Below are 12,410 nucleotides of genomic sequence, written 5' to 3'. Positions count from 1 at the left end.
TTCGTCGATGCCGAAGCGTGCCAGCACATCCGAAGGCTGGCGGTCGGCGACCGTCGGCGCCGCGGCAAGCGTCGGCGTGGCCTTCGAGAAGCGCGGCGCCGGCGCCGGGCGTTCGAGCTCGTCCGATTTCACAAAGCTTTGCCGGGCACGGCTCTGCGGATGGTTCCTGGCCTCGGTCAGCGACAGGACGGGAGCGACGCAGGCATCGGTCGGGCCAAAGACGTCGGCCCACTCGTCGCGCGTCTTCTCTCTGATCCTCGCGGCGATCACGGCACGCATCGCCGGCCACAACGTCCTGTCATATTGGCCGGGGACAAAACGCCGGTCGAGCGGCAACAGCCTGGCAAACTCGGCAAAGAACCGCGGCTCGAGGCAGCCGATGGCGACATGCCGTCCGTCCGCGGTCTCGTAAGCATCGTAGAAAGGCGCCCCGGAATCGAGCAGGTTCTCGCCGCGCCGGTCGCTCCAGAGGCCTGCCGCGATGAAGGCGTGGACGGTAGCCGCGAGCATCGATGCGCCCTCGACCATCGCGGCATCGATCACCTGACCTTCGCCGGTGCGCGAGCGCTGGAAGAGGGCGGCCAGCACGCCGGCAATCAGCATCATTGCGCCGCCGCCCTGGTCGGCGATGAGGTTGAGCGGTGGCACGGGCGGCGCTCCTTGCCGGCCAATGGCGTGCAGCAGGCCGGCATAGGCGAGATAGGTGATGTCATGGCCGGCGCTGCGCGACAGCGGTCCGTCCTGGCCGAAACCTGTGAGGCGGCCATAGATCAGCGCCGGATTGCGTTCGAGCACGATTTCGGGTCCGAGGCCCAGCCGCTCCATCACGCCGGGGCGAAAGCCCTCGATGAGGACGTCGGCCTTTTCCGCAAGACGCAGCAGAAGCTCCGGGCCCTCGGGGCGTTTCAGGTCGAGCCTGAGGATGGAGCGGCCATGGCGGTCGAGGTCGCAGGCGTCCGGCAAGGACAGAAGCGGCTCCCTGGCGTCCGCCCGCTCGATGCGCAGGACGTCAGCACCCATTTCCGACAGCATCAGGGCTGCGAGCGGCACCGGGCCGATGCCCGCCATCTCGATCACCCTGAGGCCAGCCAACGGCCCCGTGTTGTCGGCGGCTGTCAGCGGCGTGATCATTCCCTTTATTTGGGCGCCATGCGGATCGCGCCGTCGAGGCGGATGGTCTCGCCGTTCAGCATCTGGTTCTCGATGATGTGGAGCGCGAGCGCGGCATATTCCGAGGGTTCGCCGAGGCGGGGCGGGAAGGGCACCGAAGCGCCGAGTGAATCCTGAACCTCCTGCGGCATGCCGGCCATCATCGGCGTCTTGAAGATGCCTGGGGCGATGGTGCAGACGCGGATGCCAGAGCGGGCGAGATCGCGCGCCACCGGCAGCGTCATGCCGACGACGCCGCCCTTGGACGCCGAATAGGCGGCCTGGCCGATCTGGCCGTCATAGGCCGCGACCGATGCCGTGTTGACGATGACGCCGCGCTCGCCGCCGGAGAGCGGGTCGAGTTTCGCCGCCCGGTCGGCGACGAGGCGGATCATGTTGAAGGTGCCGATCAGGTTGATTTCGATCACCTTGCGGTACTGGTCCAGCGGGTGCGGACCATCCTTGCCGATCGTCTTCACGCCGATGGCTATGCCGGCGCAATTGACCAGGATGCGCGGCTCGCCGAGCTTTGCCGCTACTTCGGCGACCGCCACGCTGCCACTGTCGGCGCTGCTGACGTCGCATTGAACCGCGATGCCGCCAATGTCGGCCGCAACCTTGGCCGCGCGATCGATGCCGACATCGAGTATCGCGACGCTGGCGCCCTTGGCGGCAAGGGCACGCGCCGTCGCTTCGCCAAGGCCGGAGCCGCCTCCGGTGACGATCGCGATCTGGCCATTCGGATTCATGCCGGCGTCCTCCCAGGATTTCGGGTCATGCTACGAAGCGCGCTGCCGCGGCGCAACTTGGATGACCGGATCGATCGAGGACTGCGGATTGGCCGAAGCACGGACCACGGCCTGGGCCAGGTCGGCAACCCGCGCCGTATCCGCATGGCAGACCTCGCCGACGAACCGGGCCACCGCGCCCGGCTTGATTTCGTGATGGAGGAGCCTGTCGAGATCGACGGGGCGCGGCATCGTGACCTGGCCACGCGGGAAGCGCTTGAAGCCGAGCGGCCCGTAGTAGGGCTCGTCACCGACCAGCATGACGGCCGGCGCGCCGGCCTTTGCCGCGGCTTCGAGCGCGATCGCGACCAGCCGGCGGCCGATGCCGAGATTCTTGAAGGCAGGCCGTACGGCGAGCGGACCTAACATCATGGCGCGGCCGGCACCTGCAGCGACGCGCGTCATGCGCACGGAAGCGATCACCGCATCGTCCTTGACCGCGACAAAGGACATCAAGCGATCATGTCCGCCGGATTCGCGGATCTTGTAGGCGGCAAGCACGAAACGGCCGGGCCCGAAGGCCTCGTCGTTGATGGCTTCGATTTCAGGATCGTGCGCCGGGGTTTCCGGCAGGTATTTCACGTCGGCAAGGCTCATGGTCTTTGCGTTCCGGTATGCGAGGAGAGGTTTGCTGCAAGCGGCAGCATTCGCCAGTCAGCGCTTCAAGCGCGGGCGCCCTCTCGTCGTCGGTCGAACCGGATCGTGGCAAAGTCGAACATGGGCGCCTCCGCTAGCATCAATTCTTCCCGGCTGCAATCGGCGCTTTTCACCTTTCCTTCCGCCGCTTGACGATCTGGTTCGTCGTTTGACGAACTGTTCAGCGCCTGAGGGCTTCGACATTCCGGCCAAACGCCTAAATGTCTGTTGGACGCGCAGGGAGATTTCGCATGGGATTGCTGATTGAAGGCAGATGGCAGCACCGGCCAGTTGCTGCCGATAGCGGCGGCAGGTTCGTGCGGGCCGAAGCGCAATGGCGCGACTGGGTGACGCGCGACGGCGTGCCGGCTAAAGGCCGTAAGCGCGGTTTCAAGGCGGAGCCTGGCCGCTATCACCTTTACGTCTCGCTCGCTTGCCCATGGGCGCACCGGACGCTGATTTTTCGCGCTCTGAAAAAGCTGGAAGGAATCATCTCCGTCTCGGTGGTGTACCATTTCATGGGTGAGAGCGGCTGGACCTTCAGAGCCGAGGACGGCGCCACGGGCGACACGCTCTACGGCCTCGATTTCCTGCACCAGATCTATGCCAAGGCCGATCCCGCCTATTCGGGCCGGGTGTCAGTACCGGTGCTGTGGGACAAAAAGCAGGAGACCATCGTCAACAACGAGTCTTCCGAGATCATCCGGATGCTCAATTCCGCCTTCGACGAATGGGGCGATGCGAGCCTCGACTTCTATCCGCCGGCGCTGCGGGCGGAGATCGACAAGATCAACGCGCTGGTCTATCCGGCAATCAACAATGGCGTCTACCGCACCGGCTTCGCCACCACGCAAGAAGCCTATGAGGAGGCGTTCGGCGAATTGTTCTCGGCGCTCGACGCGGTGGAAGAACGGCTGTCGAGACAGCGCTACCTGGTCGACGAGCGCATCACGGAGGCCGACTGGCGGCTGTTCACCACGCTGGTGCGTTTCGATCCGGTCTATGTCGGCCACTTCAAATGCAATCTGCGCCGCATCGCCGACTATCCGAACCTGTCGAACTATCTGCGCGATCTCTATCAGGTGCCCGGCGTCTCAGGAACGGTCAACCTGCACCACATCAAGGCGCATTACTACGGCAGCCACAAATCGATCAATCCGACGGGCATTATCCCGGTGGGACCAGAACTCGACTATGCGGCACCGCACGATCGCGGCCGGTTCAGGAAGGCGGCTTGACTCACCAGTAGGGGGAGGCCTGTTCGCCACCGAAAATTTCGGCAATCCGTCGTCGCGTCGCCGGCGTCGCATCTTCCGGCAAACGGTCGAGTGGGAAGAACGCTGCCTCGGCGATCTCGTGGTCCGGCAGCTTCGGCGCCGTCTGGCTGAAGGCCTCGATCAAATAGAGGCCGACATGGTCGCGGCGGCTGGCGCGGCGGTTGAAGTGCATCGATTTCAGCACCGGTGGAGCAGTCAGCGCGATGTTGCCTTCCTCGGCCAGTTCGCGCGCCAGCGCCTCGACGAGCGTCTCGCCCACCTCGACGCCGCCGCCCGGCAATTGCCAGCCCGGCACATAGGTGTGGCGGATGAGGAATACGGAGTTGGAGGCGCGGTCGTAGACAAGGCCTCGCACGCCAAGCGTCATCGGACGCCGCAGCAGGAAGTAGAGATGGAATAGTCTTGCCCGCAGTCCCGCCCAGCCGGTCTGGCGGAACGCCTGTTCCGGATCGCCGGCGCCGGTCATCCGCGAAACCGCAGCCGAACAGCAAACGGTGAGTAGAAAGCCCGAACGGGGTCGCTTAAGAAGGAGCTATGTTCAGGCTCGCGCATATTTCCGATGTCCATCTGGGGCCGCTGCCCGATGTAACCTATCGCGATCTCGCCTCCAAGCGCGTGCTGGGCTACGTCAACTGGCAGCGCAACCGCCGCCGGCATATGCATGACGCCGTCATCGACACGATCGTCGCCGATATCAAGGCCAACGCGCCCGACCACCTCGCCGTCACCGGCGATCTCGTCAACCTGGCGCTCGACGGCGAGATCGAGATGGCGAAGCACTGGCTGGAGACGCTTGGCTCTCCCGACGATGTGTCCGTGGTGCCGGGCAATCATGATGCCTATGTGCCGGGCGCTTTCGACAAGGTCTGCCGGTCGTGGGCGCTGTGGATGACGGGCGACGGCGTCAACAGCCCGGTCGACCGCAATTCCTTTCCCTATTTGCGCGTGCGCGGCAACGTTGCGCTGATCGGCGTGACGACGGCGCGGGCCACGGCGCCCTTCATGGCCAACGGCTTCTTCATGGAGGGCCAGGCGGAGCGGCTTGGCAAGATCCTCCACGCCACAGCCCAACAAGAGCTGTTTCGCGCCATCATGATCCATCATCCGCCGGTGCGCGGCGCGGTTTCGCAGCACAAGCGGCTGTTCGGCATCGCGCGCTTCAACAAGGTCATTCGCCGGGATGGCGCGGAGCTTGTCCTGCACGGTCATTCGCACCTGCCGTCGCTGTTCACCATCGGTCCGCGCGGCGCCAAGGTGCCGGTGGTCGGCGTTGCCGCTGCCGGCCAGGCGCCGGGCGGCAAGAATCCGGCCGCTCAGTACAATCTATTCGAGATAGACGGGGAAAAAGGCAGTTGGAGCATCCGCCTGACACGGCGCGGCCTGACCGGTCCGGCACTGCCGCCGTCAGACCTGCAAGTGATCGAGCTGGGCGCCGACACAGCGGCGGGCCGTGAACTCGTCAGAAGCTGAACTCGTCAGAGCAGTTCATCGTCTCGCGGGAACATCGAACTGCTCCAACTATTTGTTTTTACGCAATTCCGGAGGAAACCCGCTGCGCACTTTTCCTGGAATTGCTCTAGAAGCTGATCTTCATCTGGGCGATGCGATCCCAGAACAGCACGAGCGATATCGCAAGGCCCACCAGGGCGCCGGCGGCGATCAAGCCAAGCCCGGCGAAGAAGGTCGTCCAGCCGTTGCGGCGCGTTGCGGATTGCAAAGGCGGCTCGGCTTCCTGGACCTCGGCGCGATGCAGGCCAGGCGCGGCGCTCTCGACCGCGCCTTCCATCATCCGCTGCCGCTCGACGACACGCTCGGCCACGTATCGCGTCACGGCATCGGCGACGGGCTTCATGTCGGTCGATTCGGCCAGCGTCACGCGGCCGATGCGCGTGTCCTTGAGGAAACGGAAGGTGCGGCGATCCCGTCCCATGGCGACATGGCTGACGGCATCGATCCACAGCCGCGGCTGCAGGCCGGAGGAGACGGCGAAGTCGAAATTGTCGATGTCGGTGGGAACACCGGCAAAGACGGGCGCGAGCTCCGCGGCCAGCAGCTCGAGCCGCATGCGGTGCGCCTCGCGCATGTCGACCACCACATCGTCGCGGTCGGCGAACGCGTTCTTGACGTCGCGGATCGCGTCCGCGAGCTTTCGCGACGGCTCGATCGGGGTGATTTTGTCGCCTGCATCCTTCATGGCGGCTGCCTCGCTGTTGGTAAATAGCGAGTTAACACAGTCGCCGGCAAAATGCACTGCGAGATGGGGCTCAGCTCGCCGCCGCGTCGAATACGGGCCGCTGGCTTCTGCTGCGGCGACGGGTGTTGTGGCGCACGGCCTCTGCAACCAGGCCGGGCGCCTCCTCGACCAGCATGTGGCCGGCCGCGAGCACGTGGTGCAGGTGGAAATGCGGCGGCAAGCCTTCGGCCTGGGAGACGGGCAGGACGGGATCGTCCGTTCCCCAAACCACCATTACCGGCATGCTCAAGGTTTCCAGCCGTTCGCTCGGGATGACGCCTTGCCGGTCATCCTCGGTCATCAAGGCCGCCGTGTCGACAAGGGTCAGCAAACTGGCCCGGCCGTTCACGCATGCGGAAAAGCGCCTCCACCACATGTTCAGGAGGCACGCTCCCCGACCCCGACATGGCGGTAAGACAAACGCGGATCTCGTTCCTATCGTCCGCGGCGGCATAGCGGCGCAGCAGCGAACCGTTGATCTCGGGACCGAAGCCGCCGGGCGCCAGCAAGGTCAGCGAGGCAACTCTTTCAGGGTCGGCGAGCGCCATCAATGTCGCGATCGCGCCGCCCATGGAATGGCCAACAAGGTGAACCTTGCCCAGCCGGCGGGCGGCCAGATCCGCGAGGATGGCCCGTGCCGCCTGCTTGGCGCCTGCCGTTCCCCGGTACTCCAGGGAGTGTCCGTGACCGGGCAGATCGTAGGCCAATGCCCTTACACCGGGCACCAATTCCGCAATCACGTCGCGCCAGATCGAATGGCAAGCGCCGAAGCCGTGCAGGAAGATGATCGTCTTCGGGCCAGCACCGCTTTCGGCGACATGAAGGGATGGGAGCATCAAGATTATTGGCTGCGAGGCAGGACGAGCGGCAATTCAAGATTGTGGCTGAATTGCTCCCCGGGCGGCTCGATAGCCAGTAAAATTTTCGCGACCGGGATTGTATGCCCAACCGAATGCGGAAGCATGCCCTAATACTTGTTGAATTTCGGTCCCATGCTTGGCTGAGCGGAGCCGGCACGGCAAACAGCGCGCCGGCACATGGGCGCGATGGCTTAGCTCGGGTTGCCGATTCCCGCGGAGCGCAAGGATTGCACCAGCCGATCGGTGAGATCGGCGGGATACTTCCTGTCGACGAAGACCGCGCGCGGATTGGCTGCGAATTTCGGGAATTCGGCTATCAGTTCGTTCGCCAACTCGCTCGCGAGCTTGTCGCGGCCTGAAATCTTGGCACCGATCAGGCGCGCGGCCAAGTAATGCGATTTTGACGCGGTGGTCCTCAGCGACTCGCTGGCAATCGCGGCCTTCTTGGTATCGCCTTGCATGAAGGCTCCGACAAACAGGCCATAGTCCCACCAGGTCGGGTGGCCGCTGAAAGCTTCGACTGCATGGCCCAGGATAGGCGTTCCTTCCTGGTATCGGCCGGCGAAGATCAGGCCGTAGCCATAGGCGGCGGCCATGCCGAGATCGTAAGGGTTGAGCTCATAAGCCTTGCGCATCCAGCGGATCGCTTCGTCCGTATTGCCGAGACGCGAGTTGAGATAGCCATAGGCGCGATGCGCGTGCGGGCTCATCGGTCCCATCTGGATGGCGCGGTGCGCGAACGACATGGCCTGCTCGACCGTTGCGACGGCCGGATAGGCGTAGTGGTTGTTGACGGCTTCCAGATGCAGCGAAGCCAGTTCCGAGTAGACGAGCGATGATTTGGTGCCTTCGCTGACCAGCTTCTCCAGACAGCGATACGCAGCTTCGTGCGTCTTGGCGCTCTGGTCGAGATAGTAGCGGTCGTCGAGCACCAGACATCCGATCTGGCTGGTCCGGATGTCGCTCTGATCGATATAGCTGTAGATCGCGCCCGAAGCGGGGACGGTCGAGGTCAGGAGATTGGCGATGTTGCTTTCGATCGCGCCAGGCGCGCTTTCGGCCGATGTCAGATTGCGTGACAGGAGAACCCGCCCCGTCGCGACGTTCTGCAATTCGATCATGACGTCGCCAGTAGCTGGGCCGGGAATAACATCGAAAACGAAGGCGATCGGATCGGCGGAACCGTCGCGCGACGCGTCGGCGTCGCGCCCGATGAAGTCTATGGTATCGAAGCCGGCGAGACCGGCGCGAAGCGAGGAGGCAACACGTGCTGCCTCAGGTCCGCCGGCCTTGATGGCTACGTAGATCAAAGGCAAGCTGTCGAATGGTTGGCGAGCGACGCTGCTCGTCGCGCCTGCCGTTTCGACCGGCGCTGCCGCGTCGTCACCGTGGAGAAAGGCATCGCCCTGGCGGATAACGAGGACACCCAGCATGGCGATGACCAGAACCATGGCGGCCCAGAAGAACCGCAATTGGCGCGTCAGCGACGAGGCGGATCCAGGCGGTGCCGGGGTCGTCATCAGCGGCACGGCATCGGCGGGTGAGGGGGTCTCGAAATGCTTGGAAGACCGAGCGACCTGTCCGGCATCTGCAGGCTTGGCTTCGGCGGGGAGCCGGATGGCATTCGGCTCGTAGGAAGGCACATAGCCGCCGCGCGGAATGGCGATGCGCACCGGCTCGGCAATGCCCTCGTTGGCGAAATAGTGATCCAGAAGCTCGCGCAACCGCCCCGCCTGGACCCTAACGACGGCGTCGGTCGATGCGTCGAAATCGCCGTCCTTGCCGAAGACATCCATGGCGATGGATACACCCTTCAGCCGGTCGGCTTCGCCGGCCTGCTCGCGCTCGACCAGATAGCGTAGCAGTCTGCGCGCACGTTCGGAGCGTCCGAACGTTTCGCTGGCAAGCAGTCGCTCCAATGTCTCGCGCACTGCGGGGGCGGCAGGCGGGGCAGGCTCCAAGTGTCGGACCTTTCAAAGTCGGCACAGGTTAGGGCGTGATAATATAGCGCTCACGCCGCGGCACAAGAATGCTTCTGTTATGCGATCGCGTAAGCCACCGCAAATTTCCCTGCCGGTTAATGAATGGCAGGGAAATCGTGCGCGTTTTTAAAGCACGGCGCGTCCGCTGAACGCGCCGCCAAAGGTCGAGGGTCAGCCGGCCCTGCGGCCGAGGATGCGGTTGGCGGCCGAGACCACGGCCTCCAGCGAGGCGGCGACGATGTTGGTGTTTATGCCTGCGCCGAACAGCTTGCCGCCTGGATGTTCCATCTCGACATAGGAGATGGCCGAGGCATTCGAGCCGCGCTGCAAGGAGTGTTCGGAATAGTCGAGCACCGACATCTCGACGCCGACATGGCGCGAAAGCGCATCGACAAAGCCGTCGATCGGGCCAGTGCCGGAACCGGTGATGGTCACTTCTTTGCCGTTGTCGCGGATCTCCGCCTCGACCACGCGACGGCCCTTCACCTCGGTGTCCGGATAGGTGCGATGGTCGAGGAATTTTAGCCGCGCGCCAGGCTGGTCGACATAGGCTTCGAGAAAGCGCTCGTGGATGCGCTTGGCCGGCACTTCCTTGCCCTCGGCGTCGGTGATCGTCTGGATGTCCTGGCTGAACTCGATCTGCAGGTTGCGCGGCAGGTTGAGGCCGTAATCGGCCTGCAGCACATAGGCGATGCCGCCCTTGCCGGACTGCGAGTTGATGCGGATGATCGCCTCATAGGTGCGGCCGACATCGGCGGGGTCGATCGGCAGATAGGGCACTTCCCAGAGCGGCGTGTTGGCCTTGCGCAGCGCCTTCATGCCCTTGTTGATGGCATCCTGGTGCGAGCCGGAGAAAGCGGTGTAGACCAGTTCGCCGACGTAAGGATGGCGCTCCGGGATCTTCAGCTGGTTCGAGTATTCGTAGACATCCTTCATCCGGTTGATGTCGGAACAGTCCAGCCCGGGATCGACCCCTTGCGTGTACATGTTCAGCGCCAAGGTGACGATGTCGACATTGCCGGTGCGCTCGCCATTGCCGAACAGCGTGCCCTCGACGCGGTCGGCGCCGGCCATCAGGCCGAGCTCGGTGGTGGCGATGCCGGTGCCGCGGTCGTTGTGGGGATGCAGCGAGACGATCAGCTTGTCGCGATTGTCGAGATTGCGGCACATCCACTCGATGCGGTCGGCATAGACGTTGGGCGTCGACATCTCGACCGTCGACGGCAGGTTAATGATCAGCTTGTTGTTGTCCGTCGGCTTTACGATTTCGGTGACGGCGTTGCAGATCTCCAGCGCAACCTCCAGCTCGGTGCCGGTAAAGCTCTCCGGCGAGTATTCGAAACGGAAGCCGCCGCCGGCCTTGGCGGCCATGTCGGTGATCATCTTGGCGGCGTCGGTGGCGATGCGCTTGATGCCGGCGACGTCTTTCTCGAAGACGACGCGGCGCTGCAGCTCACTGGTCGAGTTGTAGAAATGCACGATCGGGCGATGCGCGCCCTTGAGCGCTTCGAAGGTCCGCGTGATCAGTTCGGGCCGGCACTGCACCAGCACCTGCAACGAGACATCGCTCGGCACGCCGCCTTCCTCGATGCACCAGCGGGCAAAGTCGAAGTCGGTCTGCGAGGCCGACGGAAAGCCGATCTCGATCTCCTTGAAGCCCATGTCGATGAGCAGCCCGAACATGCGCGCCTTGCGCTCGTGGCCCATCGGGTCGATCAGGGCCTGGTTACCGTCGCGCAGGTCGACCGAGCACCAGATCGGCGCCTTGTCGATCACCTTCGATGGCCAGGTACGATCGGCGAGGTTGACGGTCGGGTAGGGCTGATATTTGCGGGCTGCGTCCGGCATCTGCCCGGGCCCTTGCGCGCCCGTTTCGGCCTCGCCGGCGCGGATTGCTTCTCTTCTGTTCATTGTCGTTTCTCCCGGCGGCTCGTGAGACCGCCCTCAGGCGGATTGGTGCCGAGCGGCGCCTTTACCAAAGTTTCGTTCGCTTGATGTGACTTGCCATTTCTGGCCAAGGAGCATGCGCCTCGAGCGGGCGGTTTTCGACCGCCGGGCGCTCCTTCAGCGAACCCGGCGATCGCCGATAAGGCCGAGAAGAAGCAGGGTCGAAGCGAGCGCGCGCACGGTCTCGCCGGCAAAGCCGGAGCGAGGAGAAGCGACGGAGCGGGTGCGCGTGGTCATGCCGGCTCTCTTACAGGAGCGGGCATCTGGAGGCAAGTGCCGGCCCGACCGCGCGAGGCCCAGGCTCTTCCCCGCATCAGGCAAATGCGTCACACTCGCTTCCGGAGGACCTGATCCCAGGGGGAGGCCGTGCATGAATTTCGTGTTCTTCTCGCCGCATTTTCCAGCCAACGGCGCCGATTTCTGCGACCGGCTGAAGAAGGCCGGCGCCACCGTGCTCGGCATCGGCGATGCGCCCTATGAGACGCTGAGCGGCAAGCTCAAGGCTGCGCTGACGGAATATTATCGCGTCGCGGACATGGAAGACTACGATGCCGTGTTCCGGGCGATGGGGCATTTCATCCACAAATGGGGCCGCATCGACCGCTTCGAGTCCTTGAACGAGCACTGGCTGGAACTCGAAGCCAACATCCGCACCGACTTCAACATCTTCGGCACCAAGCTCGATTTCGTGAAGAATCTGAAGCGCAAGAGCCGCATGCGCGCCTTCTTCCGCAAGAGCGGCGTCGAGACCATTCCGCAACGGAAATGCTCGGACCGCGCCGGCGCCATGACCTTCATCCGCCGCGTCGGCTACCCGGTGGTGGTGAAGCCGGACTCGGGCTCCGGCGCCTCGAACACGTTCAAGATCTCCAACGCGAAGGAGCTCGACCAGTTCTTCAGGGACAAGCCAGAAGGCGTCACCTTCGTCATGGAGCAGTTCATCGAGGGGCTGGTGGTGACCTTCGACGGGCTGGTCAACCGTGACGGCGAGGTGGTGCTGGCGGCGAGCCACCGCTACGACCAGAGCGTCATGGAAGTGGTCAACCGCGATCGCCACATGAGCTACACCTGCTTCCCCGAGATCGCGCCGGCGGTCGAGGAGGCGGGACGCAAGATCCTGAAAGCGTTCGACGTGCGGGAACGCTTCTTCCACATCGAACTGTTCGAGACCAGGGACAAGCGCATCATCGCGCTCGAGGTCAACATGCGCCCGCCCGGCGCCTGGATGACGGACGCGATCAACTACACCTTCGACATAGACGTCTATGCCGAATGGGCAAACATGGTGGTGAAGGATGCGGCCGGCGGCCCCTACAAAGGCGAGTATTTCACCGCCTATGCCAGCCGCAAACGGCACCTCGACTATGTGCACAGCCATGAGGACGTGCTAGCCGCGCACGGCGACAAGATCGTCCACCACCAGGCCATCGAAGAGGTTTTCAGCCGCGCCATGGGGAACTACGCCTACCAGATGCGCTCGAAGGACCCGAAGGCGCTGCGCCATGCGGTCGACTATATCCACGCGGAAAAGGCGTGAG

General features: G+C 64.1%; 10 protein-coding genes and 1 pseudogene. 3 read left to right on the top strand and 8 right to left on the bottom strand.

The window, feature by feature from the left end; all coding sequences use genetic code 11:
- From DH10_RS21145 to DH10_RS21135, 3 genes are all read right to left on the bottom strand, one after another.
- Positions 1-1,131, bottom strand: a 1,131-nt coding sequence (locus DH10_RS21145; RefSeq protein WP_192385287.1) for a CaiB/BaiF CoA transferase family protein, incomplete at its 3' end; no start/stop codon positions are given.
- A gap of 5 nt (positions 1,132-1,136) precedes the next feature.
- Entirely contained in the window at positions 1,137-1,898 is a 762-nt protein-coding gene (locus DH10_RS21140) for a 3-hydroxyacyl-CoA dehydrogenase (RefSeq protein ID WP_192254792.1), read from the bottom strand.
- A 30-nt stretch (positions 1,899-1,928) separates the two neighbouring features.
- Positions 1,929-2,534 (bottom strand): GNAT family N-acetyltransferase, encoded by a 606-nt coding sequence (locus DH10_RS21135; protein ID WP_192254790.1) that lies wholly within the window; start codon positions 2,532-2,534, stop codon positions 1,929-1,931.
- Between the two features lie 290 nt (positions 2,535-2,824).
- Between DH10_RS21135 and DH10_RS21130 the strand changes: the two genes are divergently transcribed.
- On the top strand, positions 2,825-3,811 hold the full coding sequence (locus DH10_RS21130) for a glutathione S-transferase family protein (RefSeq protein WP_192254788.1): 987 nt from the start codon (positions 2,825-2,827) through the stop codon (positions 3,809-3,811).
- A gap of 1 nt (position 3,812) precedes the next feature.
- On the opposite strand, the gene DH10_RS21125 is transcribed toward DH10_RS21130, so the two are convergent.
- Entirely contained in the window at positions 3,813-4,316 is a 504-nt protein-coding gene (locus DH10_RS21125) for an NUDIX domain-containing protein (protein ID WP_192254786.1), read from the bottom strand.
- 68 nt (positions 4,317-4,384) lie between these two features.
- On the opposite strand from DH10_RS21125, the gene DH10_RS21120 reads away from it, so the two are divergent.
- Positions 4,385-5,320: a metallophosphoesterase family protein gene (locus tag DH10_RS21120; RefSeq protein ID WP_192254784.1), complete on the top strand. Its 936-nt coding sequence runs from the start codon at positions 4,385-4,387 to the stop codon at positions 5,318-5,320.
- 106 nt (positions 5,321-5,426) lie between these two features.
- On the opposite strand, the gene DH10_RS21115 is transcribed toward DH10_RS21120, so the two are convergent.
- The 4 genes and pseudogenes from DH10_RS21115 to leuA all read right to left on the bottom strand — a co-directional run bounded on the left by DH10_RS21115 (position 5,427) and on the right by leuA (position 10,836).
- Complete coding sequence (locus DH10_RS21115; protein WP_192254782.1) at positions 5,427-6,044, bottom strand: hypothetical protein; 618 nt, start codon at positions 6,042-6,044, stop codon at positions 5,427-5,429.
- Positions 6,045-6,114: 70 nt separating this feature from the next.
- Positions 6,115-6,919, bottom strand: a pseudogene (locus tag DH10_RS21110) (alpha/beta fold hydrolase).
- A 215-nt stretch (positions 6,920-7,134) separates the two neighbouring features.
- Entirely contained in the window at positions 7,135-8,904 is a 1,770-nt protein-coding gene (locus DH10_RS21105; protein ID WP_192254780.1) for a tetratricopeptide repeat protein, read from the bottom strand.
- A gap of 192 nt (positions 8,905-9,096) precedes the next feature.
- Positions 9,097-10,836: a 2-isopropylmalate synthase gene (leuA, locus tag DH10_RS21100; protein ID WP_376774904.1), complete on the bottom strand. Its 1,740-nt coding sequence runs from the start codon at positions 10,834-10,836 to the stop codon at positions 9,097-9,099.
- A gap of 406 nt (positions 10,837-11,242) precedes the next feature.
- Between leuA and DH10_RS21095 the strand changes: the two genes are divergently transcribed.
- Positions 11,243-12,409 (top strand): ATP-grasp domain-containing protein, encoded by a 1,167-nt coding sequence (locus tag DH10_RS21095; protein ID WP_192254777.1) that lies wholly within the window; start codon positions 11,243-11,245, stop codon positions 12,407-12,409.
- Position 12,410: the final 1 nt, after the last annotated feature.

The organism is Mesorhizobium silamurunense (assembly GCF_014843825.1).
Lineage (GTDB): Bacteria > Pseudomonadota > Alphaproteobacteria > Rhizobiales > Rhizobiaceae > Mesorhizobium > Mesorhizobium silamurunense.
The sequence above is the reverse complement of the archived record's forward strand: the minus strand, read 5'-3'. Positions and strand labels throughout refer to the sequence as shown.